This is a genomic window from Nocardia sp. NPDC004582 (assembly GCF_053602115.1).
In genome coordinates this window covers 33,477-59,709 of record NZ_JBSGCY010000003.1, presented here as the reverse complement: position 1 = coordinate 59,709, position 26,233 = coordinate 33,477, and the positions used below count along the sequence as shown (strand labels likewise).

Annotated in this window: 17 protein-coding genes and 1 pseudogene; 10 read left to right on the top strand and 8 right to left on the bottom strand. The window is 67.3% G+C overall.

The window, feature by feature from the left end:
- Positions 1 to 5: 5 nt before the first annotated feature.
- The 3 genes from ACWELJ_RS01630 to ACWELJ_RS01620 are packed head-to-tail and all read right to left on the bottom strand — an operon-like array spanning position 6 to position 2,169.
- Entirely contained in the window at positions 6 to 689 is a 684-nt protein-coding gene (locus ACWELJ_RS01630; RefSeq protein WP_452364240.1) for a glycine-rich domain-containing protein, read from the bottom strand.
- Positions 689 to 1,774, bottom strand: a complete 1,086-nt coding sequence (locus ACWELJ_RS01625) for a hypothetical protein (protein WP_452364239.1) — start codon at positions 1,772 to 1,774, stop codon at positions 689 to 691. The genes ACWELJ_RS01630 and ACWELJ_RS01625 overlap by 1 nt, the downstream gene beginning before the upstream one ends.
- Positions 1,717 to 2,169 (bottom strand): hypothetical protein, encoded by a 453-nt coding sequence (locus ACWELJ_RS01620; RefSeq protein ID WP_452364238.1) that lies wholly within the window; start codon positions 2,167 to 2,169, stop codon positions 1,717 to 1,719. Before ACWELJ_RS01620 ends, ACWELJ_RS01625 begins: the two co-directional genes overlap by 58 nt.
- Positions 2,170 to 2,444: 275 nt before the next feature.
- Between ACWELJ_RS01620 and ACWELJ_RS01615 the strand changes: the two genes are divergently transcribed.
- The 4 genes and pseudogenes from ACWELJ_RS01615 to ACWELJ_RS01600 all read left to right on the top strand — a co-directional run.
- Entirely contained in the window at positions 2,445 to 3,245 is an 801-nt protein-coding gene (locus ACWELJ_RS01615) for a JmjC domain-containing protein (protein ID WP_452364237.1), read from the top strand.
- Positions 3,246 to 3,312: 67 nt separating this feature from the next.
- A complete protein-coding gene (locus ACWELJ_RS01610; RefSeq protein ID WP_452364236.1) occupies positions 3,313 to 3,612 on the top strand; it encodes a DUF3311 domain-containing protein in 300 nt (99 codons plus the stop codon).
- Complete coding sequence (locus tag ACWELJ_RS01605; protein WP_452364235.1) at positions 3,609 to 5,057, top strand: sodium:solute symporter family protein; 1,449 nt, start codon at positions 3,609 to 3,611, stop codon at positions 5,055 to 5,057. Before ACWELJ_RS01610 ends, ACWELJ_RS01605 begins: the two co-directional genes overlap by 4 nt.
- A 174-nt stretch (positions 5,058 to 5,231) precedes the next feature.
- Positions 5,232 to 5,477 (top strand): annotated as a pseudogene (locus ACWELJ_RS01600) (Fic family protein); the annotation flags it as partial.
- Between the two features lie 29 nt (positions 5,478 to 5,506).
- Here the strand turns inward: ACWELJ_RS01600 and ACWELJ_RS01595 are convergent.
- Positions 5,507 to 7,516, bottom strand: coding sequence for a DUF262 domain-containing protein (locus tag ACWELJ_RS01595; RefSeq protein WP_452364234.1), 2,010 nt, complete (start codon positions 7,514 to 7,516; stop codon positions 5,507 to 5,509).
- Positions 7,517 to 7,706: 190 nt separating this feature from the next.
- On the opposite strand from ACWELJ_RS01595, the gene ACWELJ_RS01590 reads away from it, so the two are divergent.
- Positions 7,707 to 10,208, top strand: coding sequence for a DEAD/DEAH box helicase family protein (locus ACWELJ_RS01590; RefSeq protein ID WP_452364233.1), 2,502 nt, complete (start codon positions 7,707 to 7,709; stop codon positions 10,206 to 10,208).
- Between the two features lie 4 nt (positions 10,209 to 10,212).
- On the opposite strand, the gene ACWELJ_RS01585 is transcribed toward ACWELJ_RS01590, so the two are convergent.
- From ACWELJ_RS01585 to ACWELJ_RS01570, 4 genes are all read right to left on the bottom strand, one after another.
- Entirely contained in the window at positions 10,213 to 15,651 is a 5,439-nt protein-coding gene (locus tag ACWELJ_RS01585) for an AAA domain-containing protein (protein ID WP_452364317.1), read from the bottom strand.
- 115 nt (positions 15,652 to 15,766) lie between these two features.
- Positions 15,767 to 17,212, bottom strand: a complete 1,446-nt coding sequence (locus ACWELJ_RS01580) for a protein kinase domain-containing protein (protein ID WP_452364232.1) — start codon at positions 17,210 to 17,212, stop codon at positions 15,767 to 15,769.
- 35 nt (positions 17,213 to 17,247) lie between these two features.
- A complete protein-coding gene (locus ACWELJ_RS01575) occupies positions 17,248 to 17,973 on the bottom strand; it encodes a hypothetical protein (RefSeq protein ID WP_452364231.1) in 726 nt (241 codons plus the stop codon).
- 96 nt (positions 17,974 to 18,069) lie between these two features.
- Positions 18,070 to 20,175 (bottom strand): N-6 DNA methylase, encoded by a 2,106-nt coding sequence (locus tag ACWELJ_RS01570; protein WP_452364230.1) that lies wholly within the window; start codon positions 20,173 to 20,175, stop codon positions 18,070 to 18,072.
- Positions 20,176 to 20,322: 147 nt separating this feature from the next.
- On the opposite strand from ACWELJ_RS01570, the gene ACWELJ_RS01565 reads away from it, so the two are divergent.
- The 5 genes from ACWELJ_RS01565 to ACWELJ_RS01545 all read left to right on the top strand — a co-directional run bounded on the left by ACWELJ_RS01565 (position 20,323) and on the right by ACWELJ_RS01545 (position 26,231).
- Positions 20,323 to 21,150, top strand: coding sequence for a hypothetical protein (locus ACWELJ_RS01565; RefSeq protein WP_452364229.1), 828 nt, complete (start codon positions 20,323 to 20,325; stop codon positions 21,148 to 21,150).
- 100 nt (positions 21,151 to 21,250) lie between these two features.
- A complete protein-coding gene (locus ACWELJ_RS01560; RefSeq protein ID WP_452364228.1) occupies positions 21,251 to 21,625 on the top strand; it encodes a DUF732 domain-containing protein in 375 nt (124 codons plus the stop codon).
- Positions 21,626 to 21,661: 36 nt separating this feature from the next.
- The gene (locus ACWELJ_RS01555; RefSeq protein WP_452364227.1) at positions 21,662 to 22,000 is read left to right on the top strand and encodes a hypothetical protein; all 339 of its coding nucleotides are present in this window, start codon (positions 21,662 to 21,664) and stop codon (positions 21,998 to 22,000) included.
- A 77-nt stretch (positions 22,001 to 22,077) separates the two neighbouring features.
- Entirely contained in the window at positions 22,078 to 22,758 is a 681-nt protein-coding gene (locus ACWELJ_RS01550) for a DUF4352 domain-containing protein (RefSeq protein ID WP_452364226.1), read from the top strand.
- 593 nt (positions 22,759 to 23,351) lie between these two features.
- Entirely contained in the window at positions 23,352 to 26,231 is a 2,880-nt protein-coding gene (locus ACWELJ_RS01545) for a helicase-related protein (RefSeq protein ID WP_452364316.1), read from the top strand.
- The last annotated feature ends 2 nt before the right edge of the window (positions 26,232 to 26,233 follow it).

Genomic DNA, 26,233 nt, shown 5'->3' with positions numbered 1-26,233 from the left:
GTCGATCAGGACGCCGCGCGCAGCACCTTGCACGCCACGAGCGCCCCGGCCAAGGCGACCTTCTCCTCGTCCTCCAGACCACCCGGTAGCTCACGCACGTAGAAAGCTCCTGTGCGCGTGATGAATTCGAGCGCTTCCCGCGCCACGTCGTTGACGGCGAACAACGACTCGCCGTCCGAGTTCAGCAATTCGACCGTCTCACCGGCGGCACGCACGGTCAGCGGTCCCGACCAACGGCTGAACAGACGCCGGTTCAGGGTGACCGAGTTCTCGTCGAACCAGACGTCGGGAAGCGGTTCCGCGAAGAGCTCCTGATACCGGTCGCAGAAATCCCCGAAGAAGGTCTTCTCGATCGGCCGCGCGAACTCGACCTTCGGGGCATTGCTCGGGCTGTGCGGGATGTAGCGCCCGAAGCAGCGCTGACAGTAATCCGTGTACTGCCGGGTGAACAGGATGAACTGATGCCAGACTTCGTCGACCCGCAGCGAGTACATATTCCAGACGCGGTCGCGATCCAGATCGCAGAGGAACAGGTACCTCTTCACCTCGCGGAACAGCTCTTCGCCCTCCGCGGCGGTGTCGACAACGCAGTTCTTGATCAGCTTCTCGATGAGAAAAGGCGCCTCATAGCTCAGCGCTTCGGCAGCCCGCGGGCTTGGTGCGTGCCGAGCCGCATCCGCGATCGTCATCAAGCCTCCCTGGTGAACAGTCCGGAATCCTCGAGAGCCTCGGCGATCAGGATGCGTTCCTCGTCGGTGATGCGGCCCGGAAGTTCACGCGCGTCGAACACCGCTTGCTCGGCCGCATAGGCGATCGCGTCAGCCGCTACGACGTCCATGGCGAGCTCCTCGACCGGTTCCGCGGACGTCTCGGCCATCAATGCCACCATGTCGCCGACGATCCGGCGGCTCAGCATCAAATCGGGGTGAGTGCGACGCAGGACATATGCGCCACGCCCGTCCAGTGCCGTTGTGCGACCACGAGTCTGCGCCGCGAGCTTTCTCGTCGAATGGGACCCGAGTTCGGCACACTCATCGAGAAGTGCTGGTGCGCTGGCAACATTCATCCCGGCGAGCGCGCGAGCGAGCACGTGCACCCGCTCGGTTCGTGCGCGCGCTGCGACCGCCCTGGCATAGGGATGGGTTGGTGGAGGTAACCGACGCCGCCGGGGGGACATCAGAAGACCGGCCATGGGTTCGGCGCAATCTTCCATCGGTTCACCGTCCCTCGGGCTGCTGATGTGAAGCGAAACCGACCAGTCAGCGGACGTGTTGATGGGAGCGTGGATGCTCGGCTCGTAGATGTAGCCGACCCTGCCCGCCGCGGCCGAGAAGTAGTTCTTCGGTACCAGTTCTCGCCGCCGATACGACTCGCCGCGGTCGTAGGTGTGGACCTCGAGCTCGTTACGGCACACCGCGGTGATGGTCCAGGCGGTGTGCTCGTGCGGTCCGGGCGTGCCGCCCGGTGGCCAGTACCCGAACGCGAACCGGATACCCAGATCGGGGATCGTGAGGAATGGTACGAGTCCACGGCGGAACTCGGTGTCGGCGATCAACTTCAGTTCCAGCGCGATGCAGTCCGCGAGGAATTCGTTGTCGACCACTGCCGACTCGATCGTCGAACGAGCCGCGAGCACCGCATTCCGGTCCGGATGGGCTTGCTCGCCGGCGGCCGGAAACTCGATCGCCGCGAACTCCGCGCGGACGTCGGCGAGCCTCATCGTGACGTGCACGCCAACGTGCAGATCGACTGGCAGATGTTGCAGTCGCACCATGAGATGCAAACCCCACAGGACTCCGGGGCGTGTTTCCCCCTCATCTGCATGCGTAGACGACCCTTCGTCACCTCTTGCAGGCTGCCGGGTCCCGAGGTGGGTTCAGCTTCTGTTCGAGTCCGGCGAACGGAAATCTGTGCACCATCCTTGACCCACAGGAGAACCGCACCCAGAGCGGACTGCGGCACCTCCACGGCGTGGAGAATGTCGTCACGCGAGATCTCGACGGTATCGCCGAGGCGGCGGAGGTTTTGGTACAGCGTGACGTACCGCTCGTCACGAGAAGGCCCGACGAATCCGCCCAGCACCTTTGCGTTCTCGACGCCACGGGCAAGCAGTTCGGCGACCAGCGGATTTTCACGGATTTCTGGTTGCTTACCATCAGATTTGGCCACGAATCCTCCCGAGAATCGGCATGGAATCGGCATGGAAACTGCCCGATTCTATGCGTGCCTGTGCCGTGTGCAACGCGAGGCGCGCCGCGAAATATGTCGACACGCGTGATAGAAATGCAGTGACCTCCGATTACCCCTTTTGTTTTCAACGAAGGGAGAGTGCCGTGACGGATTTGCACATCCGCGAGGCGACAGGTTCACTCGTTGGCCAACTGTTCGCTAGGTCCGATCAGGCGGCCGCGCTGTCGTGGGGGAATGCGCCATCGAAATTCGCAGTGTCCGAAGAGTTTCGACGCGCTCTCGCGGTCGACGACGTCGAGACATGGGTGGACTGCAGCCTGCTTCAACATCCGTTCTTCAAGGTCTTTCTGGACGGCATGCAGGTGCCCGCCCGTCTCGTGGCGTCACCGAGATCAGTTGCGGGACAGTCGGTCAACGGATTCATCGATTCCGACAAGACTCGCGGCGTCTTCGCGGAGGGTGGAACGTTGATGCTGTGCAATATGCACGAATGGCACGCGCCCTGCCGTGATCTCTGCAGAGCATTGACCGAATTACTGGTCGCCGAGGTGAAGGCGACCGCGTTCTACAGCCCGGCGGGCTGCCAAGGCCTGCTCACCCATCGCGACGACGCGCACGTCTTCGTGGCACAACTGCACGGCGAGAAGCGATGGTCCGTCTTCGATGTTCCGTCCGACCCCCGATCGCGGAGGGTCGGCACCGTGGACCTGGCGGAGTGCGGGCAGGAGCAGGTGGTGACCCTCCGTCCCGGCGACGGGCTGTACCTTCCCCCGTACGCACCCCATCACGCCCGCGCGCAGCCCGCGGCGAGCTCACTGCACCTGTCCGTGCACGTGCGCGAACCACGGGGTCGGGATGTGGTGGACACCGCGATCGACAAGGTGCTGACCGCCGAGATGCAGCGCGCGGAGCTCTCCGGCGACGCGGCGGCACGCGCCGCCGACGTCCGCGACATCCTGGCCTTCGTCGCCCAGCGGCTCACGCAGCTCGATCCCGCGAAGGTGGTGGCGGCGATCGAGCAGCAGGTGACCGGCAAGCGAGCGCGGAACGCCTGACTCGCTTCCGGTGCCGGTCGTGGAATAGTTCGCGAGGACAGCGACCCCGCGACCACCCGGAGGATCCATGTCCGACCCGGCATCAGCCTCGCCCGTCCCGCTACGGCAGCGCGGCCCCGCCCTCCTCCTGCTGGCCGTCCCCGGAGTGCTCTACTGCCTGGCCCCCGCGATCGCCAACCGCATCGACCCGCGCGTCTTCGGCCTCCCCTTCCTGGTCGCCTACCTGATCGCCGTCACCGTTCTCACCGGCCCGCTGATCTGGTTCGTCGCCGCCCGCGACCCCGCATACCGTTCCGGCGCACCGGAATTCGTCCCCGCCGACAATCCTCCGCCCGGCGCACCGGCGGACAGCGAGGACCTGCGATGACCGGCCAGGCGACAGTGGCGGTGTCCCTGTTCGCGGTAGCCATGCTGGCCACGGTCGCGATCGGCATCCTGTCGGCCCGCGGCCGCGCGCGTTCACTGTCGGAATGGTCCATCACCGAGCACGGTCTGGGCACCGTGTTCGTCCTGGTCCTGATGGCGGGTGAGAGCTACACCAGCTTCTCGTTCCTGGGCGCGGCCGGCTGGTCCTACCGCTACGGGATCCCGATCTTCTACCTGATCGCCTACCTCAGCACGGGCCTGGCCGTCGCCTATCTGGTGGCCCCCGCACTGTGGACCTACTGCGCCCGCCACGGCCTGGTCTCGATCGCCGATATCGCCGAACACCGTTTCCGCTCACGGCCATTGGGCATCGCCGTCGCCGTCCTCTGCACGATCTTCCTGGTCCCGTACGTGCAGCTACAGATCCAGGGCATGGGCGTGGTGGTCAACGCCATGTCCTACGGCGCCATCAACCTGAAGACGGCGGCGGTCATCTCCTTCATGGTCGCCGAAGCCTTCATCCTCACCTCCGGCCTCCGCGGCTCCGCCTGGGTGAGCGTTCTCAAGGACAGCCTCGCCGTCCTCTCGATAACCATCCTCGCCATCTACATCCCCTGGCACTACTTCGACGGCCCCGCCGACCTACTCAACCAGCTGGTGGCGGAGAAGCCGGCCTGGCTGACATTCCCCGGCGCGGGCGGCGGCACCTTCGGCGCGGCCTGGTTCATCTCCACGATCCTGCTGAACGCCATCACCATCTGCGTCTTCCCCACCACCGTCGCGGGCTACCTCTCCGCCAAATCCCCGAATGCCCTGCGCCGCAACTCGATCCTGCTCCCCTGGTACCAGGTCCTGCTCCTGGTCCCCATCCTGATCGGCGCCGCGGCCCTGTTCGCCGCCCCCGCCCTCCACAACCCCGACCTGGCACTGTTCACCCTCGTCACCGACTCCCTCCCCGCCCCGATCGTCGCCCTGATCGGCATCGCGGGAGCCCTCTCCGCCATCGTCCCGATGAGCGTCTTCCTGGTAGCCATCGGAACCCTGTGCGGCCGAACCATTCTGGGCGGCGGCCTCCGAGGCAATGCCGCATCCGACGCCCGCCAACGCACGGCCTCCCAACTGATCGGCCTACTGGTCGGCGCGATCGCCTTGGCGGGAGCCCTCCTCTACCCAACCCTCCTGGTAAACCTCTCGGTCTTCTCCTACGAGGGCATAGCCCAACTCGTCCCCGCCGTCCTCCTCGGCCTGTACTGGCGCAGACTCACCGCCCGCGGCGTCGGCGCCGGCCTGGCCACCGGCGGCGCGGTAGTCCTGCTCCTCCACGCCACCGGCAACGACCCACTCTTCGGAGCGAACGGCGGCATTGTCGCCCTCGCGGCGAACCTGACCGTCGCCACCGCGATCTCCGCACGATCGCGGGAGAAGACTCCGGTGCTGACGGCCTGAAATCGATTCCAGCGCAATCACACTGGACAGCCTGTCGTCGCCCCTCGAGCGGCGATTCCGCTTGGCCGGTGGATTGGCCAGATCGTCGGAGCCCTGCAGGATCAGCCTCGGCACGGCGCGACAGGCGCCGACCCCACCTGGACCGACCGACCAACATCGCGGCGAACACCGCCGCGGCGCGATGCCAACTCCGCCGACGAGACACTGCTGACGAACCTCCTCGAGACCCCCATCCTCAACGTCGACACCGCACAGCGCATCACCGGTACTACTTCGGCCAGCACCTACCGGGCGTTGGGCCGATTGACCGACGCGGGAATTCTCGAGCTCCTCTCGGAGAGCCAACGCAACCGCGTCTGGGCCGCGACCGACGTACTCGCGGAGTTGGACGGGCTGAGCGCGGCCATCGGACGACGCACTATCGGGCCGGTGCGAGTCGGCTCAGCGCCTCATTCAGGAGGCCGGCTCACAGGAACCGAGCCTTTCGACACCAGCCGGATACGGGAGACCAGTGCTCGAACGAACTCGTTCGAATCGAACGGCACCGTGCCGCCGCCATGACGGTGGGCCCGGACCTCGTAGAACAGGCAGCTGCGCAGAAGAGTCAGATTGTCGGGCAGCTCTCTGGTCCGGCCATGTGATTCCCGTACGCCGCGAACGACTTCGCCGAGCTGCTCCGGTCCGCCGTAGCCGTCGTATCCGTAATACGTGTGCGCGAACTCGATGAACGCCTGCTCACCGGCATCGTCGGCCGGCACCACGCACCAACCCTCCGCTGGAGCTCCGGCCGCGGTAGAGCCATTGCCCGGAGGTGAGATCATGACCGCCGCCTCGAGGATGCGACGGGGGACCTCGAAGCGGATACGGACCCGTGTGGGGTCAGCGGTGGAGGCGCTGATCGCGGCGATGTACTCGTTGTTCTTGGCCATGGCCGACCGAGCCGCGGCGACGATCTGGGCGCGCACGGGTTCGAGTTGGTCGGGACGGTAGGCGGCGAGGACTACGCCCCAACTCTCCAGCAGCGCGCGGTTGATCGGTGAGCGGCGGTCGGAGCCGGCGGGCCAGCGGCGGAAGGCGTAGTCGCCGAAGATGACTCGCGCGTTGTGCATGCCGCGCTCGAAGGCGGCGAACCAGGATTCGAGCTGGCTGTCGGGGACCTGCCGAGGGTCGTCGAGTAGTTCCGTCGTCATGTCGAGGAGGTTCTCCATGGATCCGTACGAATCGTATTCCTGGAGGTTCGGCAGCCGGTGGAAGGCCAGGAAGCGCAGCACCGCCTCGCGGTCGTTCATGCGCACGTGATCGCGCAGCACCCCGGCGGTCGCCTCGTGGAAGGCGGCGGAGGCGGCACAGCGTTTGAGCAGGTCTCGACTGCGTGCGCTGCTCATGCAGTGCCGGATCTCCATGGCGTTCAACGGTTCGCCGCCGGTGTTGATGCGTTTGAAGATGTCGTACTTGACGCGATTGGGTGTGGAGGGCTCGATGACGTGGACGACGATCTGCGCGTTCTGTAGCCGGCGGCGCAGCGGGCTCTCGAGGTCGGCGAAGGTCTTCCCGTGCTCGGCGTCGAGGTATTCGAGTTCGTCGAGCGCGAACCGTCCTTGTACGAACTCGTGCACGGTCGACAGCCGCTGCAAACCGTCGACCACCCGGAACATGCCACCGCGGTCTTCGGCGAAATAGAAGGCGGGCAAGGGGATCTGCAGCAGCAGGCTCTCGATCAGACGCGACTTCTGCCGTCCCTTCCACACCCGGTTCCGCTGAAAGTCGGGGGCCAGCTCCAGATCACCGTCGTCGACCATGTCGAGTACGTTGCGCAGCGAGAAGGTGCGGGTGGAGATGCGGATCTGTTCGGGATCCCACGGCGCGAGCGGCCGCTGATCGAAACGGTCCTCGTTCTGCTCGATCTCGACGCCGGTCGGCCTTCCATAGAAGACCTCCTCGACCACCGCTTCGGTACGAGGGTCGACCACGTCGGCGAAACCCGTCGCGGGAGCACCGGATTGGAAGTAGGTCACGACCGCGCCGGTGCGGTCCTCGAGCTCGGCCTCCGACAGACCTGCGAAGCTCGCGACATCGTTCATGGCGGGCAGCCACCGGTTCTCCATCACCGTTCGCAGCCGGTGCGCGAACTGCTGACGCCTTTCCTCCTCGCCGAGAAACGGTGGCAGAAAGCACCCGAAGATCAGCCGCAGCGATGCGCCGCGCAGGCCCAGGAAGTACAGCCAGTAGGGGAATTCGTTGTCCAGTCGCCGGACATAGTGCCGAACCGGCTCCATTTCGAACAGTTCGGTCGGGATGTGTTCGTAGCCCTCGATCACCAACTCCACCGCACCGAGCGCGCCGCGGGCAGCGTCCGGGGAGATGAAGCACGAATTGAGAGCTTCGAGGGCGGGCCGTAGATCCCCACTCTCGATGTCCTGACGAGGCACCACGACAACCAACTGGTCTGGCGAAAACACCGGTCTTCCTTACGGTTCGAGCTGTCCGCCGATCACCCTACCGAGACACCCCCTCGCACGGACCGATTCGATCCTCCCTACTGACGGGAAACCCGAGGTGAGGCCGCATTCCGCCGAATCGGTCATCGTATCGGTCGGTCCGGCGAACGCTAGGATTCGCGAAGTTGTCCGCCGGTGGAAAAGGGTGAACATGGTCGCGGGAATCGTATTGCGGCATGCTGACGAGAACACACCACGGGCAGCCCTCACGCGCCGGATCGCGGTCGCGCTGCTGCGCACTCCGTTCCAGTCCGCACAGCTGATCAGTGCCCGGCTCGACCTGCCCGAGGCGACCCCGAACGTGGTGATCTCACTGCTGTACAGCGAACCGCAGGTGTTCGAGATCCTCGGCACCGAGAACCCCTCGATCTGGGCGGTCCGGGAAGCGGCCGAAGGGCTGGTCGAGACATGGGCCCGACCGGCCACGCCGCAGCCGGAGCCCACGGACTCGCCGAAGCCGCCGACACCGTCCACGAGTTATGCGGGTCCGCCCTTGCGTGCCTGGCAATCCGAGGCGCTGGCCGCGTGGACCGCCCGCGACCGTCGAGGCATCGTCGAAGCTGTCACCGGATCGGGCAAAACGGCGGTCGGGACCCGGGCGGTCGCCGAGGCGATCGACGACGGGCGCCAGGCCGTCATCCTGGTTCCCGGTATCGATCTACAGACGCAATGGTGGGAGCGGCTGAACGCGGCATTGCCCGGAACTCGGATCGACCGTGTCGGTGGCAAAGGTGCGGCGCGGCCACCGGCGCACTGGGATGTCCTGGTGGCGACGGTGCAAACCGTTTCGGGCACGCAGTTGGCGGTTCCACCCGGCGCCCTGCTGGTGGCCGATGAGGTGCATCGCTACGGCGCCGGCAGTTACGCGAAAGCGCTGGCCGGCGAGTACGAATGGCGGCTGGGTCTCACCGCCACGCTGGAACGCAATGACAATGCCGTCGAGGACATCCTGCTGCCCTATTTCGGTGGCCTGGTTCCCGGCTGCGAATACACCCGTGCCCGCGCGGACGGAATCCTCGCGCCGGTACGGCTGGCGCTGACCGGCGTGCATTTCACCGCCCGCGAACGCGCCAGATACGACCGCGCCGACGAAGCCGCCCGCAAAGCGAAATCGGTGCTGGTCGACGCCTACGGCGCACCGGAGGATTCCTTCGGCGAATTCATGTCCTTCGCACAGCGATTGGCGAAGCAGGAGACGGGTGAGCCGGCGCGGCAGGCACAGCGATTCCTCAAGTACTTCGCCGAGCGCCGCGAGGTGCTGGCCGACTGTCAGGGCAAACTCGACCTGATTCGCACCTTGCCGATCCCGGAACTCCGTGCCACCCAATCGATCTTCTTCGCCGAACGGACCTCCACAGCCGGTCAGATCCAGTCCACCCTGGAACAGCTGGGCCTGTCCTGCGGATGCGTCGGTTCCGCACTGCGTCCGGCCGAGCGCGAGCGGATCATCGGCGACTTCCGGCGCGGCGACCTGCGCGCGCTGTCCGCGCCCCGCGTTCTCGACGAGGGCATCGACATCCCCGATGCCCAGCTCGGCATGGTGCTGGCCGCCAGCCGCACGCGTCGGCAGATGATCCAGCGTATGGGCCGTGTGGTGCGGCCCAAGTCCAATGGCAGCGCCGCGCTTTTCGTGGTGGCGTACGTGTACGGAACTCCCGAGGACCCGGCACTGGGCGCACACGAGGCATTTCTGGAAGACCTGGAATCCATCGCCGAGAAACGAGCCACCACCGACGCCGCCGGGCTGCCCGGCATCCTGCGTTCCTGGCTGAGCGACGCGAACACCCAACCGACCGTGCCCGAATCGCCGGTTGCCTCCGAATTCCGCACGCCGCCGCAAGAATCCCGTCAGGTCGCGGCACCGGCCCGAACCGAGTTTCGCGCACCCACTCGCGAACCGTCGCCGACGACACTCGATACTCCGATTTCAGCCGAACCGCGGACGACCGGTGATATCCGCTCCGATGCACCCACTCCGGTCTTCATTCCCCCACGCCGGGAGACCGAGCCAACCGCCCCAGCGTCGTCGCACGAGCCGAACCCGCAGCCCACCGTAGTCACCGCTGACCCTGATCCGGCCGATTCCGCTCCCGCGGAGCTCGATCAGACCTCACCAGCTCCCTCCGCCGGCACGCCCGCGGACCCGCCGGATCCCGGCATCGGCGGGGAGAACGATGACCCGGTCGCCGATCCCTCGAATCCCGTCGGCGAAAGCCCCGTCGAACCCGGTGGTCACGCCGATGAATCGCCGCGGCCTGGTCGGCGCTTCTACGGTGAGCCCGTGCCGCCCGTACGGCCCGGAAGCCCCGGTGCCACGACGACGTATCGCCAGCAGGTGGAGGAAATGCTGGGTATGCCGGATGTGTCCGATCTGTGGACGCGTACGGGCGGGGACTCACCGCTGATGGATTTCGACGAGTTCGTCGAATGGCAGTCCGACACCCTGTTCTACCTGTCGCGCCCCTGGGACGGCGATGTCGACACCTGGCGGCGGACCATGCGCGCCATCGTCGACTGGGCGGCGTCGCCCGCGGACCCGATCGACTCGTTCCTCGAGGTCAATCGGGCCGTGAGCGAGGTCGGGCCCAGCCGCACCGAGATGCTGCGCTTCGCCGCCGTCATGCGCGGATGCGAGCTGGCGGACCTGCTGTAGCGGTTCAGTTTCCGGTGCCGACGCTGCGCGCGAGCGGCACCACCATCGCGAGCGCCGCGATGGCGTTGTCGGTCAGCCGGGTTTGCCCGACCGCGTTGAGCACCGCGCGGAACAGGGTCACCCGGTCGGCGTTGCCGAGTTGCTCGGAGTGGTACGCCATCAGCTCCGCCAGCTCGAGCGGCGGCATCTGCTCGACCTTGCGCGGGCCCAGTCCACGCCAGCGGCTCGCGGGCTGGCCGGGCAGGCGGTAGGTCAGCAGCGCCGGGTCATCGATGTCGAGGGCGTTGTCCACCAGCAGTTTTCCGGTGGCGACCGCGGCCCGCAGCGCGATGTCCAGCTTCTTGCGGACATGATCGCGTTCCCTGGTCCGCGCCGCGGTCACATAGGCGGCACGCAACCGGGCGGCCGTCACCGGCCCCTCGATCTCCACGATCCGGACGAAGTCGCCGACGATGGTCGCGTGGGTCGCGCTTGTCGGGCTCTCGAGCTGATCGGTGAAGGCGGCGTACGACTCGATCACTCGCCGCAGGGTGGCTTCCGCCGGAGTGTCGGCCACCGGCGCCCGCCCATTCGATTCGGCCGTGAACCCGTGGCCACGAACCGATTCCGTGTCGGCACCGCCCGCCGCCGACCCATTCCCGAGCGGCACGGCGGCGAACTCGTGGCCTCCGTCGGAGTCGTCCGTGGCCGCCTGCTCGATGTCATCATCCATGGCGTCGGCGGCAGAGTCATTCGCCGATTCGTCAGTCGCACCCGACAACGGGATATCCGGAACCGCGACCGGCGCATCCGATGATTCCTCGAAAGCACCATCCTCGACCGATGTCTCGCGGTCGAAGGATCCCGTTTCCGTGTCATCGCCAGCCGAGCGAGCAACCTGATCGGAACCGCCCGTGCACACGCTGAGGCGCGAATCGGCAATGTCGTCCACCGTCGGTGACGGCTCCCGGACGACCTGCGAAACACGTTCCCGCAATTCGTGATCGGCAGGCTCGACCGTGACCGGTCCGGAGTGTGCGAGCAGCTTGGCCAGGCGGCGCTGCTCTTCCTCGGCGATCGGGTAGATCCCGTGGCGTTCGAGCAGCGCGACGAGCTCGTCCAGGCAGGCGTCCGGATCGACGATGAAGTCCGCCAACCGGATTCGGTGGAACGGCCAGCCGCAGCGCTCCAGGTCCCGCTGCCGCGCGAGGTCGTCCCGGTACCGGTCGGGGCCGTGCCAGCGGTCGCTGTCGCACTGCACGGCCAGCTGCCCGCCGCCACCGGACACCACCATATCGATGTCGTAGCCGGTCTCGGTGTGGTGCGGGCCGACCTGGTAGCCACGGTCGACGATAGCGTTGTACACCCGCTGTTCGAAGAGCGATTCGAAGGGCTCGACCGGATAGTCGTCGGGAAACCGTTGTGGCGGTTCGGCATCGACACCGGAGGACTTCTCGACGCCGAGGCAGTACTCGAGCAGCTGCAATCTCATGTCGGCGCTATTGGACAGATGGTCGAGCGTCATCGAGTGGAACAGCCACAGCTGATCGCGCGCTCGTGATACCGCGACGTTGTACCGCTGCACGGCGCCGTCCTGGGTCTGCGCGGGCAGCCTCCGATCCGGCCCCGGCGCGGCGACCAGCGACAGGAAGATCACGTCGCGTTCCGAGCCCTGGAAGTCCGCCGCGTCGCCGCAGTGCAGGTCGCGGCGCTGGATCTCCTCGGGTCCGACGCGCGTCACCAGCTTCTGCGCGATGTGCTTGGCCTGCGCGGATCCGAGCAGCGAGATGACACCGAACGACTTGCCGTCGTAACGGGAATCGGCGAGGCACTGCTCGATCCGGTCGACGATCAGGTCGGCCTCGGCCGGATTGACACCCCTGGACACTTCGTGGCCGTCCGGCACGTACACCGTCCGCACGGGGTCGAGCCGGTCGCTGCCGTAGCGGCGCACGGGCACCAGCCGCACACCCTGCGGCTCGTAGGCGATCTTGTTCGAGAACTCGATGATCTCGGGCACGCAGCGACGGTGCTCGACCAGTGTGAGCCGCTTCGGATACCGCATGATGGCGTCGTCGAACAGGCTGCGCTTGGGATTCCGCCACGACGACAGGTAACGGTCATCGTGGAGATACTGTCCGGCCAGCCGCTCCAGTTCGGATTCGTCGACACCGACCGCCGACGGCGACACCTGCTTGTCGTCACCGATCACCACGATGCGCGGCGCGAGATACTGCAGGAACACCGCTTCGACACCGGCCTGCGAGGCCTCGTCGACCACGACGACATCGAACATGTCCGCGGTGACGGAGAACTGCTCGACCACACGGTAGATCGGCATGATCCATACCGGCACCGACGAGCGGCAGTTCCCCAGCGCCTGCTGAATCTCCGCGCGTTTGCGGTCGGCGTACTGGCCGGTGCCGCGACCCAGGCTCTTCACCAACTGGGCGTAATGCTGCAGGTCGGCGCGAGCGCGGTTGGTGAGCCGCCCGACCGCCAGATCCCACGCCGTGGTGGCGGCCCGGGACGCCGCGTGGCCGCGCAGCTCGGCTTCGACCTCGTCGAGGCCGCGGCACAGTTCGTTGACGCCGTCACGATTGTTGGCGGCCAGCCACTGGCCCACCACGACCCAGCGCCAGGCGTCGTCGAAACGCTCGAGCCGCTTGTCCCATGCGGGCCCGGCGGGGTCGGCGGCGATGGCGGTGCGCAGGGCCGGCAGAACGGACAGGTCGGCATCGATCTCTTGCCGCCGGGCGAGACTGCGGCGCAAGTGATTCAGCTCGGCGAGGTGCTCGTGAGCCTGCCGGTAGCCGACCGTGTCCCGTTCGCGCGTGGCCTCGGCGAGGCGGTGCAGGTTGTCGGTGGCGCGCGGGTCGTCCCGCAGTGTGTCCAACCGCCGAGCCAGCTCGGTGAGCGGCACCGCCGCCCGCTCGAGCGCTTCCCGGGCCTCGATCGCGTCGAATGCCTCCCGCGTGCTTTGAACGCCGATCGGATCGCCCCAGTCAGGTACGGGCAGACCGAGTTCCGTCAGGCGGGCCGCGACGTGGTCGAGCCGGCTCGCGTAGTCGAGCAGCTGTGCCAGCAGCGTGTGCGCGGCACGGTGCCGTGCCACACGATCGCGCAGCAGCCCCGGACCCGACACCGGCGCGGGCCATGCCAGATCGAGCTGGTCGGCCAACCGTTCGCCGCGCTGAGAGTTCAGGAAATGGGTGAGCTGTTCGACGGTGGTCGGAATGCGGCCATCGATCCGGACGTGGTCGAACAGCGGGCCGGCAATCTTGACCACTCGCGATGGGATCAATCCGACCTTGGGCCGGCCGTCCGGCTGCACCTTCAACTCACCGTGGATCTCGATGTGCGCCTTGAGGTTCTCGGCCAGGTCCAGCAACGACGCCGGGTCATCGACCGTCACCTGCACGGTCGTATAACCGAGCGCGGCGATCACAGCGTCCGCGTGCCCGAGCAGATCGGCGACAGCCACGGCCCGCGTATGCCATTCGAAGAGCCGTCCACCATGGATATCCGCCAGCGCGGTGGCCGCCCACGGTTCCGGCCGATGCCGCAGGTGCCGAACCCGGTCGCCGATCTCGCCGAGCAGTGCGCACGCCTGATGACGCTCGGCCGGGGAGAGCTGGGCAACGCGCGCGGCCGCCGGGTCACCGTCGAACTGCGCGTAGCGATCTCGATGATGCGTCGCTTGTTGTTCGGCCGTGCGCCACTGCTCGAACAGGTCGGCGGGCGGCAGCGCGGTGGCCGCGACGAGCTCGGGCGCCGCGACTTCGGGATCGGCGAGCCGGTTGTCCAGCAACAGGTTTCGCCACTCGGCCAACAAGTCGGCGGCGACCGGGCTCGCCGGCGCGGCTTCGGCGGGCACCAGCTCGGTGATCCAGTCGAACCCCGGCCGCTGGGCGCGCCAGTGCAACGCGATATCGGCGATCGTCCCCGTGTAGCCTCCGACCGAGTGCGTGGTGACATCACGCTCGCGCAGGCTCAGCAGTTCCCGCTGGATCGATGCTCGCCGCTCGCGCAGCTCGGCGATGGCCTGGTCGGTCGCGGCGACCGCGGCTCGCCCGGCCGCCGGATCATGTTCCGCCGCCGCGTGCGAGATCTGATTGACCGAGGCTTTGAGATCCTCGAGCTCCTGCCGCGAGTCGCCGACCACCGCGACACTGAGCGGCTTGATCTCCTCGGGCAGCTTGGCCCGCACCTCGTGCAGAGCCCGATCGGTGTGGGCCGTGATCAGAACCCGCTTGCCCTGCGCGAGCAGATGCGTGATGAGCGCGGCGGCGGTGTGCGTCTTACCGGTACCCGGCGGCCCCTGCACCAGGGTATGCGCGTGCTTGTCCACGTGCTCGAGAATCCGCAGCTGGACGTCGTTGAGCTGCAGGGGCAGAAACAGATCCGCGCCGTCACGGACGATCGCACCCTCGCCGGCGGTGGCCGCCGGGACCGGCTCGAAGTCCGGATCGACCAGATTGTGGATGCCCGAGGGCAGTTCGCCGGTGGCACGAATGGTCTGTGAGATGGTGCGCAACGCGGTCACCATGCCGCGATTGCCGCGCTTGCGCACGATCACGGCCGGCGCGTATGTGGCCGTGGGGTGTGCCACCGCGGTACCGGGCCGAATATCGTCGGCGTACACCGCGTCCGGGTTGATGCAGTTGATGAACATGCGCACCAGCGCACCGACGTTCTCCCGGTCGAACGGGTCGATGTGACCGTCGCGCGCCTCGTTCTCGGCGCGCTGCAAGTCACCGGCCGCCGACATCTGGGATGGCTCGAGGATCTCCTGCAATTCGGCGGTGTATCCGGTGACGCCCGGATCGATGGACACCGAGATCGCGCCGTAGTCGGAGTCGAAACCCAGCACCACCGGCATGGTCAGCACGTGCCGGCGCACGGTGCCGATGTCTTCGTGCCGCCAGGCCAGAAAGCCCAGGGCGAGTACGGCTTCGAGTGTTTCGGTGGCGCCGTCGTAGCGCGTGTACATCTCGTACATGCTCTGGTAGAGACGCCGCACGGGCAGCTTGGGCCGCGCCTGCTCGGCCCATTCGCGCCAGCTCGGCAGCCATTGTGTGAAGGCGGTCCGGATCTCGGGATGTTCGTCGAGGCGAAGAGTCTCCCCGCTCCGGCCGGCCCGGGTCGTGCGCAGCGCCGGTTCCGTTTCGGGTTTGTCCCAGCCGGTTTCGAGCCACCCGCGCAATTCGATCTCCGGCTCCGGCGCGGAACCGATGGTCACCTTCTGGACCATCAGGAACGGTTTCCCCGGTTCGGCCTCCTGGTAGGTGACAGCCGGGTGTTCGGGCAGGTCAGCGACCCACAGGACCTCACCGTCACGCTGATAGGTGGCGATGTCCTGGATTCGGGACGCGCGCAGCGTCTGTGCCTTCGCCAGAAACTCGAACAAGCGAGCGCCGCGATCGGCGAGATCGTTCATGACCGGCGTCCGCTCGCCACCCATTGTCGGCACCCTCTCCTCCATCATCGTTCCACGGTCCGCGGAGAGCTATCGACGACTGATACGCATCCGCTACCCGAGCAGTTCCATTCCGCCTGGAATAGGCGGATTCATCTGACTACGAGGGCCTTATGTGATTGATCTGCGCCGCGAGATCGACCACGCGGCGGTCCTGCTCCCCGTAGCGGAGCGCCATCTGCGAGTGCAATCGCTTGAGCCGAGTCAGGGCATTGCGTGTGTCGCCCAGGTGGACGTGGCAGGTGGCCAGCTGGCGCTGGCAGTACATGACCTGGTCGTCGTAGGGCCCGCGCTCCGCGGTGAGATCGTCGATCAGCGCGCGATACAGATCCGCCGCGGCGGCGTAGTCGGTGTTCTCGAACCGCAGATCGGCCAGCTTCACTCGCGCCTCGACGACGTCGGCATCGCGTGAACCCAGCAGGGGGACGGCGTATTCGACGACCGTGCGCAGTTCGTGGATGGCCGGATCGTAGCGGGAGTCGTCGGCCAGGTCGCGGGCGCGGCGCACGGCTCGCTGTAGGTCGGCGCGGCTGAAGTCGCGAGCGGGAGCGGGATCGGGCCGGCGCTCGACCAACTCGGTCCGATCGTTGGAGGGGGCGACCACGGTCCGGGCGGTGCGCGGGGATGCCGTGGACCCGACCGCGAGGGCGTACATGCGGGCGGGGCTGTGGTTGTCGTTGACCTCGGGCAGCTCATTGAGGTCGGTCGCGTAGCGCAGCAGCACCGCGTTCACGGTCGCGGCGTCGTCGGGGCGCGCGTCGGGCGATTTGGCCAGCATGCTCATGATGAGCCTGGCCATTTCGACCGGGACCCCGGTGCGTTCCCGCCGGATGTCGGGGGGCATGTGTTCCATCTGCTGCTGCCACAGGGTGTAGACCGCTGTGCCTGTCATCACCCGGTCTCCGGTGAGCAGCTCGTACAGCACGAGTCCCAGCGAGTAGAGGTCGGTCTGCGGCAGCACCGGCTTCAATTCGACTTGTTCGGGCGCCATATAGGCGGGCGTTCCGATGGATTGGCCGTGGCTGGTGTGCCGGGTGCGGCCGGAATCCGGTGCGACCGCGAGCCCGAAGTCGAGCACCTTGACCGTGCCGTCGGCGCACAGCATGAGATTCGACGGCTTGAGATCGCGGTGGTAGATACGGTTTCGATGTGCGGCGGCGAGCGCGGCGGCGGCCTGTGCGCCGAGGTTGGCCACCACGCCGACCGGCTGCGCACCCCGCGTTTCCAGCAGCGTGTCGAGGGTTTTGCCTTCGATGAATTCCATGACGAGGTAAGGACGTTCGGGCCCGCCGGGAGCGAAGGCCCCGGTGCCCACGTCATGGATCACGGTGAGGCCGGGGTGGTTGAACTGGGCCATCAGTTCGGCTTCCCGCAGGAATCGGTCGTCCCAGCCCGGATCCTCGTCGAGGCTCGGGTGCGTGAACTTCACGGCGACGCGGCGACGAAGGTTCTGGTCGTAGCCCTCGTATACGCGTCCCATACCGCCCGAGCCGATCTCACGGATCAGCTTGTAACGGCCGCCGACGATCTGCGGTTGCACCGCCATTACCTCCGTGAATACTGAAAAACCGACACGCGGACCTACTCGGTGCCGGCGACGGGACGCAGTGTGCCCGCGGCCAATCCGCCGAATCCGATTCGCGCCAATTGTCCGATATTTGCCCGCTGTTCGCGAAAAACGGTCTCCAGCTCGGTCAACTGCTCGAACGCCCGGCCGTAACGACGTTGCTCGGACGGAGCGATGCGCGGCACGGCCACGTCATAGATGTCGATGTGATCGCCCTCGGCAGCCTCGACAGCCGCCCGCAGAATCCCCGCCAGAAAGTGCGGATCGATAGCGGAAGCAGCGCGCACCAGCCGAATTCCCGGTCCGAGCAGCGCACCCTCGGCGGTGCAGACCCGAACCGCGGGCTCGCCGCTGATCGTCACGGCGACGTCCCCGGCACGAACGGTGACCGCACCCGGAGCGTCGGCCGTGCCCCAGCGCGACGGCGCACGGCCGAGCCGGACATCCTTGGCGGTCAACATCGGTGTGTCCCCGCCCGTGGAACTGACGGTCGGCGGCGCTTCGTGGACTGCGAGCGCACCGGCGTCGACGAGCGCCTCGAACGGAATCGGCGTGTGCGAGGCCGTGTCCGGCTCCAGCATCGGCGGCCGCACATCCCCGAGATCGAGCCACGCCGAGCACCGGTCCCGGTATTCGGCGAACGGGTCCGGGCGCTGGCCGATGTCGAGCGCACCGGGCACGCCGCCGGCCGCACAGTCAACGCCGGCGCGGTCCCGCCGACCAACGACCTCACCCACCATGACCCCTGGTCTCCCCCGCCCACACCGAATTTCTGATCGGCAGCAAAAGTAGCAGCGCTGTAGCTCGCAACGCCGGGTGTGAAGCAAAGATGGCACTCATCGTCCGTCCTCGGCATCCTCGGGCGCCAGCGCACCCGCCGTCAGCCCGGTGGTCACCAGCTCGGCGACCTGCTCGGCGGCCTCGGTGGCGCGGCGGGCGGCGGTGCGCAGCGTGAACAGCTGCCGGAACAGTTCGCCATACCGTTGTTGCTCGGCCAGGCCGAGCACGGGGATGCGCAGCCGGGAAGGGTCGAAGCGGACCGTGGATGTCCGTGTCGCCGAGATGTTCTCGGCGCCGGTCAGGAAGCCCGCCAGGAACCAGGGGTCGAGCCGGTCCGGATCGACGCGCAGGGTGTGGATGTGCGGTCCACGGATCGCACCGGCGTCCTGCGCGTCGGCTACCCGCGCACTGCGCCCGCCGGTGCGGTCACTGCGCACCGCGGGGATGAGAACGTCACCGGCTTCGACCTCGACGCTCGTCGCCGGGGCGGAGAATCCCGCCGTCCCCGATGCCCGCTCACCGCTCGCGATATCGAGTGCGGTGAGCATCCGGCGCGGATGGCCGGCTCCGGAGGACATCGCGGACTTCTCGCTCGATCCGGTCGCGGATGTCCGGCGCTGTGACGCGACGGAATCCAGATCCCGCGCCGCATCGGTTTCGGCGTCCGGCGTATCGGCGGGCACCCGACCCGACACCGCGGCAGAGTCCCCGCCCGGCAGGATCGACCGAATCAATTCCAGCTGACCATGATTCGCCAGGTCCGCGATCGTCACGTAGCGCCACGACACGCCTGGTCCAGCCGACCACCCGCACAGGTGAACGGTGGCCGAGGTCAGATCCGCCGCAGCGTCGCCCAACCGCCGAATCGCCTCGTCGACCCGATCGGAGACGGTGCCCGAATCCAGCGCGGAGCGGACGTATCCGGCAGGTGTGAGATCGACGGCTTCGGTCAGCACGTCCACCAGCCGAACGCCCACCGCCACACCGGATTCAGTCGCGGCGTCCGGGTCGGGGCCGTCGAACGACCGCCAGGCTCGCAGCACCGCGGCGGCGACGGAGTTCTCTCCGTCGGGGGTCGCGGGCAGGCCGGTGGTGTCGACGAACAGCATCGAGTCGGCGACGGGCGCGGCCGGTTGGGGCCGGCGCAGCATCCAGATCTGCAGGCCGACATGCCAGGGTTGGGCGGTACCCGGCGCAAGGCCGATCACGGCGCGCAGCGCTCCGGTGCGCACCAGGTTGGCGCGAATCTTGCGCCCGGAGGGGCGGGTCGACACCGCGGGCGGGAGGAGCAGTACGGCGGTCCCGCCGGGCCGTAGACGCGCGAGCGCGTGCTGGACCCACGCGAGTTCGGATTCCCCGCGCGGCGGCAGCCCGTAGTCCCATCGGGGATCGAACGCCAATTCGGTCGCACCCCAGTCACGTTGACCGTAGGGCGGATTACACACCACGATGTCGGCGCGCAGGTCGGGGAAGGCGTCGGCGGTGAGACTGTCACCGGCGCGCAGGTCGGGCTCAACGCCGGTCTCGGCTTCGATGAGCAGCCGCGCGCGCTGCACCTGCACGGGCAGCACATCCTGACCGGCGAGTTCGTCCGCACCTGCGCGCGCCGCCGCCAGGAGTAGAGACCCGCTGCCGCAGGCCGGATCCAGCACGGCGTGGGTGGCTCCGGCCCCGGGTGAAGTCGCCAGGGCCGCCATCATGTCCGCTACCCAGGCGGGTGTGATGTACACACCGGTGGCCGCGGTCTCCTCGAGCGCACGTTCACCCAGGATGTCGATGGCCGTGCGGGCACCCTCCGCGGCGGCCACCCGCGCGAGTATCCGAACCGCCTCGTCATCGACCTCGGAGACACGATTCCTGGGCAACACCCAGTCACCACCGACGACGTGCAGCGCTTGGAGTAACTCCGCGACCGTTTCGGGCGTGGCACGCGCGCGAACGAGTGTGCGCAGTTCGTTCACGGCCGAAGTGCTGGTGTCGTTTCGGTTCTCGGCCAGCCAGCGCTGCACCTCGTGCAGGTCGAATTGCGGTCGCGCCTCACTCCCCCCGATGGACTTGGGGAAGTCGGCGTGGCGCCGCCGCCAGTTGCTGACAGTGGCGCGCGTGACCCCTGCCAGCCGGGAGATCTCCGCGGCGCTGACGGTTGACACAGGCTTCGACATGTCCCTCCTCTCGTGTACGTTCCTCCCACCCTGCTCGACCGGTGAGCAAAAATCAATCTGCATTATCCAGTTGACAATGTTTTCACGCCTTCTTAGTGTTTAGCATCGCACCGACATAGAGCCCGATGGATACATCCGCTTCGGCCAGTGGACACACCGCTGAGCCGTCAGGGCATCGCCAAGCCGTCAGGGGAGGAACACATGACTCGGCACCGCCAACTCCGCAGCCGCGCGCACCGCCGTTCGATGCGCACCCGCAGTCGTGCGCTATCCGCCCAGGCGGACAGCATTCGCGATGCTCAGCGCGTCCACGCGGCACTGCCACGCTGCGTGGGCGGCGGCAAGATCCGCTACGCCACCCAGCGCGAGGCCGACCACACGCTGCACGCACTCGATCGCACCAATCCCGCACGGCGAGAGAAGAACTCATACCGATGCACCACTTGCGACGGCTGGCACCTCACCAGCTGGACGCTCGAGGAACACGAGAATTACCTCGCCGTCACCAGCGGCTCCGGGGCGCTTCACCACCGGGTCCACCCGGCCACGGACTACCTTCCGGCAGCCGAGTTCATCCGGGCGCCAAGGGATCTGAGCAGCATCGTCGCGGCCTCGGCCATGATCCCGACACCTGCTGACGTCGCCGCTCGCATTGCACCGACACCGCTCAGGGCCACGGCACCGGAACCGCTTCCGACCGCCGAGATTCCGAGCACCCGTACCGCGTCACCGACCCACCCCCGCACCACTGCCACCTCCGCGATGCCACCTTCGCGCGTAGTGCCCTCGCCGGCCGAGGTCGCCGCTCGCACCGTGCCGATCAAACGAGCCGAGGCCGCCCGCCGGCAGGCCGAGCTGGCCTCGACCGCCGCCGCCACCGCGACGCGCTATCAGCCGACCATCGCAACCACCCGATCCCGAAACCTGCTGCGCGCCATGCTGCGTCACCTGATGCGGCGACTGCGCCGCAGCTGAGCTCCACCCGAGACGCCCGCGGCCGGCTTCCCCCGCCGCGGCGACCCCGCGCGCCCGTCGGGCGTCGCGGTCCTTATCCACCCCATTTCCAGAAGGAATCATGCGTACCGTCTCGTCCCTGCTCGCCGCGGGCATCACCGCCGCCGCTCTCACCGCAGCCGCCCCCGCCGCCCTGGCCGCTCCGAACACCGGTTCCTCCGGCGGCTCCTCGAACGGCTCCTCCGCCCCCGGCTGCGGCCCTCGCAGCAATGCCGACCTGCGCTTCCTGCGCGCCTCGGGCGAGAACGACAACAGCTGCTCGGTCCAGGACAGCGCCATCGGCCTGGCGCACGCCCAGTGCCAGTGGCTCGACGCCTACGGCAACTCCGCGCACAACCAGATCGTCCTCGCCGAGAAGGCCCGCAACACCTTGAAGTACCCCTACCTCTTCCTCGACGCCGCCATCAAGGCGTACTGCCCGCAGTACAAGCTCTGACCGCGTTCCACTCGTTCACGAAAGAACCGAAAAACCATGCGCACCAGTCTCTTCACCACCCTCGGCGGCATCACCGTCACCGCCCTCGCCGCGACCGGCATCTCGTTCGCCACGACCGCCACCGCCCATGCCGCCCCCGCCACCCAGCTCCGTCAGGGCATGCAGGTCGTCGGGCAGGACGTCGAGCCCGGCCTCTACTCCACGTCCGGTCCGCGCGACCAGGACTACGGCTTCTGCTTCATCGTCTGGCTTCCCTACAAGGGGGCCAAGGACTCCGAGGCGATCGACATCCAGTCCTACTCCGGCGCGTCGTACGTACGCCTGAGGTCCGGCGATGTCGTCAACGTCGACGGCTGCGCCTGGACCCTCGACTAGCCGACACCCTCACCGTCCGCGGCGGGACGCGCGCACGACCACGCGTCCCGCCCTCCATCGAAAGCACAGGAGCACCAATGACTTACCAGCAGCCCACTCCCCCGCCGTATCCCCAGGGCCCGTACCAGCCGCAGTACCCCATGCAGCCGGTCCCGCCCAAGAAGTCGAACACCCTCAAGATCATCCTGCTGATCCTGGCCGGCATCGTCGTCCTGTGCGGCGTCGGCAGCGCGCTCGGCGGCAAGTCCACCAAATCCGCTGAGTCCCCGGCGACTTCGACGCCCGGCGCTCCGGTCGCCGCCGCCGGGGCGCCCGGCAACGCGCCCGCCGCACCGGCTCCCACCACCGAGAAGCCCCCCGCTCCCGGCCTCAATACCCCGGTCCGCGACGGCAAATTCGAATTCACCGTCACCGAGATCCAGACCGGCATAAAGACCGTCGGCGACAACCCCTACCTCCGTAAAACCGCGCAGGGCAGCTACACCATCATCTCCCTCACCGTACGCAACATCGGCAAGGTCCCCTACGGCTTCTCCCCCTCCAACCAGGACGTCTACGACGCCCAGAAGCGCAAGTTCTCCAACGACGCCGCGGCCGCGATCAACCTCCAGTCCGACACCAGCCTCTACGCCGAGATCAACCCCGGCAATTCCATCACCGCCCAGGTCGTCTACGACCTGCCCACCGACTCGATCCTGGACCACATCGTCCTGCACGACTCGATGTTCTCCGGCGGCGCGACGGTCTCGCTGCGGTAGATCGGATAAGGACATGACGACCACCGGATTCCTTTCGCATCCTCGTCCCGCGCCGCTGTCGGGCATTACTTGACCCGTACCGAGCGCCCGGATGTCGACCAGCTCGCCTGGCTCGAAGGCCTGGAGACCGGAGCCAACCTCGCGGAACACGATCCGCGGCTGATGAATCACGCAACCAGCTTCATCTGTATCTCAGGGCGTGGAACGCCTGGGTACACGGCACCGACTTCCGGCAGTTGAACATCAGGGCCGGCGAGGCCATGCCGATGGTAACGACACGCCCTTGGAATGAAGCGCGATAAACCCGCTCATCTGATGACCGATTGGCCGACCGATGCGGGAATGCCGAGCCCCGACTAGCCTCGACCGACTCAGCTACCACGCTGTGAACCTGCCGGCGACAGGTGCACTCAGGGGGCGACTCGCCGACGTGGCGGGGGTCCGGCGACCCTTTTCCCAATCGGGCATATCAGACATTTAGGACATTTCTTGTCGGCGGCATGACCGATCGTGCCAGAAGCGCCGTGAACCTGTTTCCACGCAAACTCGCCGCTAAGTTGGTGCCTTACAGTCGATCTCAGGAGCTACATGTCATGAACGTCACCGAAGAACACGATCTCCGGGTGGCGCCCGGCTCGATTGTGGTCGTCCGCGATGAGGAATGGCTGGTTACCTCGGTCGAGAGGGGTTCGGACGGGACTCTGCTGCGGGTGCGGGGGCTGTCAGAACTGGTCGCCGACACCACCGCAACCTTTTATGCGAGCCTCGACAAGATCGAGGTGCTCGATCCGGCGGCGGCTGAGGTGGTCGCCGATGGTTCGTCCGGATACCGGGCCGCTCGGCTGTGGCTCGAGTCGCTACTGCGCAAGACGCCGTTTCCCTACGGGGATCAGACGTTGACGGTCTCGACACGGATGCTCGCGGACCCGCTGGGATATCAGCGGGTGGCGGTGGCGAAAGCCCTGGACCCGCAGCATAATCGGCCGCGGATTCTGCTGGCCGACGCGGTCGGTCTGGGCAAGACGCTCGAGATCGGCTTGATCCTGTCGGAGCTGGTGCGGCGCGGGCGGGGTGAGCGCATTCTCATCGTCACGCCGCGGCATGTGCTCGAGCAGATGCAGCACGAGCTGTGGTGCCGCTTCGCATTGCCGTTCGTCCGGCTCGACTCGACGGGCATTCAGAAGGTGCGCCAGAAGCTTCCGGCAACCCGGAATCCGTTCACCTTCTACAAGCGAGCGATCATCTCGATCGACACGCTCAAGAGTCCCCGCTACAAAGCGCATCTGGCGCGCCAGCATTGGGACGCGGTGGTGATCGACGAATCGCACAACCTCACCAATGTGGGCACGCAGAACAACGAGCTGGCACGCGTGCTGGCCCCGAATACCGAGGCGCTCATCCTGGCTTCGGCCACCCCGCACAATGGCCGCGAGGAGTCGTTCGCCGAGCTGCTGCGCCTGCTGGACCCGACCGCGGTCGCCGCCGACGGAACCTTCACCAGGGAGGACGTCTCGGCGCTGCTGATCCGAAGACATCGGCATCATCCGGAGGTGTCCGCGGAGGTCGGCAGTGACTGGGCCGAGCGCGCCGAGCCGGTGCACCGCCTCGTCACCCCCTCCTCGGCCGAAGACGCTGTCGCACGAGAGCTCTCGATCACCTGGTTGCATCCGGCGACCGGCCGTTCACCGTATTCCGGCGAGACGAAGGCACTGTTCCCCTGGATTTTGGCGAAGGCGTTCCTGTCGTCTCCCGCCGCCCTGCGCGAATCGATCAACCAGCGGCGCAACAAGCTCCGTGAACAGGGCGGTCCGCAGGGTCCGCAGCGGGCCGAGCTGGCGGCGCTCGACGTGTTGTCCGAGCTGAACGACAAGGCTTTCGACACCTCGGCGGGCAAGCAGGCCGCGCTGGTCGACCGGCTGCGCGAGATCGGTATCGGTGCGAAGTCGCCGACGCGCGCGGTGGTGTTCGGCGAACGCATCGCTACCTTGAAGTGGCTGGTGGACGTACTGCCGGGCGAACTCGGCCTGCGACCGGAGAACGTCGTCATGTTGCACGGTGGCCTCTCGGACGTGGATCAGCAGACGATCGTGGACAACTTCAAGCTGGAGACCTCCCCGATCCGAGTACTCGTCACCGGAGATGTGGCCTCCGAGGGCGTGAACCTGCACGCGCACTGCCACCATCTGATCCACTACGACATCCCGTGGTCGCTGATTCGGATCGAACAGCGCAACGGCCGTATCGACCGGTACGGGCAGCAGCATCCGCCGGTGATCTCATCGCTGATCCTGGAGCCGTCGGATCCGGAGTTCTCCGGTGATCTGCGCGTGCTGTCGCGGCTGCTGGAACGCGAGACGCAGGCGCATTCCACGCTCGGTGACGTCGCGTCCCTGATGGGCAAACACAGTGTGGGCGAGGAGGAGTCCGCGATCCGGGAAGTGCTCGCGGGCCGCTCGACGCTGGAGCAGCAAGTGCGGAGCATCGAGCAGGTGGCGGAGGGCGACGACGTGGACGCCTTCTTCGCCTCGTTCGACCTGACCGAGGGCGCGCCGCCCGAACTGCCCGAACTGCCGCGCCAGAGCCTCTACGCCGATGACATCAGCTTCCTCGACGAGGCCTTGCGCGCCGCGTTCAACGATGTCCCGCACGCCGATCCGGACCGCGGCGGGATCGGCTGGACCGTGCACGCCAATCACGGTATCGCCGAACTGATTCCGCCCAGAGACCTGAAGCAGCGGCTCAGCCAGCTGCCGCAGGACTACCTCCAGGAGGGCAGGGTGCTGGAGCGGCTGAAGCTGGCCACCACCGCGCAGGTCGGCAATGCACAGCTGGTTGCCGCGCGCAAGGGCAAGGGCGTCAATGAAACGACCTGGCCGGAGGCGCATTTCCTCGGTCCGCTGCATCCGGTGCTGGATTGGGCGAGCGATCGCGCGCTCAGCGCGCTGGGCCGCAACCAGATCTTCGTGATCCGCGGTGCGGTCGAGACACCGACGGTGCTGTTGATGGGCACGCTCATGAATCGGCGCGGACAGCTGGTGTCCCGGGTGTTCTCGACCGCGGAATTCCCGAATCCGGGCAACCCGGCCTTCTGTCTGGTCGAAACCCGCGAGGACCTGACCTTCCTCACCACCGACACCGGATTGCGGCCCGGCACGGCCAATCCCGGCGCGATCACCGACCCGCAGCGGTACCGGCCGCTGATTCCGGTGGCTGTCGACCACGCCACCGAGGCGATGAAGGTGACCCTCGACAAGCAGCAGGAGCTCGCCGAGCAGCGGCTCGAGCGGTGGCGGCTGCGAGCCGATCGCTGGTACTCGGAGGCACAGCAGCTGGAGTTGTTCGGCGGCCAGAAGAAGAAGGTGGACAAGCTGTCCGAGCGCATCGCCGAGGAGCAGCGCCTCGCCGAATCCCTCGCCCCCACTCAGCAGCTGGTGCGCCCGCTGCTGGTGATCGTCCCCGATAAGGATCAGTGACC

Excerpts from the sequence above, each read along its gene's own strand:
- ACWELJ_RS01630 (WP_452364240.1), bottom strand. The coding sequence starts at position 689 with ATGACGATCGCGGATGCGGCTCGGCACGCACCAAGCCCGCGGGCTGCC.
- ACWELJ_RS01625 (WP_452364239.1), bottom strand. The coding sequence starts at position 1,774 with ATGGTGCGACTGCAACATCTGCCAGTCGATCTGCACGTTGGCGTGCAC.
- ACWELJ_RS01610 (WP_452364236.1), top strand. The coding sequence starts at position 3,313 with ATGTCCGACCCGGCATCAGCCTCGCCCGTCCCGCTACGGCAGCGCGGC.
- ACWELJ_RS01605 (WP_452364235.1), top strand. The coding sequence starts at position 3,609 with ATGACCGGCCAGGCGACAGTGGCGGTGTCCCTGTTCGCGGTAGCCATG.
- ACWELJ_RS01590 (WP_452364233.1), top strand. The coding sequence starts at position 7,707 with ATGGTCGCGGGAATCGTATTGCGGCATGCTGACGAGAACACACCACGG.
- ACWELJ_RS01585 (WP_452364317.1), bottom strand. The coding sequence starts at position 15,651 with ATGGGTGGCGAGCGGACGCCGGTCATGAACGATCTCGCCGATCGCGGC.
- ACWELJ_RS01580 (WP_452364232.1), bottom strand. The coding sequence starts at position 17,212 with ATGGCGGTGCAACCGCAGATCGTCGGCGGCCGTTACAAGCTGATCCGT.
- ACWELJ_RS01575 (WP_452364231.1), bottom strand. The coding sequence starts at position 17,973 with ATGGTGGGTGAGGTCGTTGGTCGGCGGGACCGCGCCGGCGTTGACTGT.
- ACWELJ_RS01570 (WP_452364230.1), bottom strand. The coding sequence starts at position 20,175 with ATGTCGAAGCCTGTGTCAACCGTCAGCGCCGCGGAGATCTCCCGGCTG.
- ACWELJ_RS01560 (WP_452364228.1), top strand. The coding sequence starts at position 21,251 with ATGCGTACCGTCTCGTCCCTGCTCGCCGCGGGCATCACCGCCGCCGCT.
- ACWELJ_RS01555 (WP_452364227.1), top strand. The coding sequence starts at position 21,662 with ATGCGCACCAGTCTCTTCACCACCCTCGGCGGCATCACCGTCACCGCC.
- ACWELJ_RS01550 (WP_452364226.1), top strand. The coding sequence starts at position 22,078 with ATGACTTACCAGCAGCCCACTCCCCCGCCGTATCCCCAGGGCCCGTAC.
- ACWELJ_RS01545 (WP_452364316.1), top strand. The coding sequence starts at position 23,352 with ATGAACGTCACCGAAGAACACGATCTCCGGGTGGCGCCCGGCTCGATT.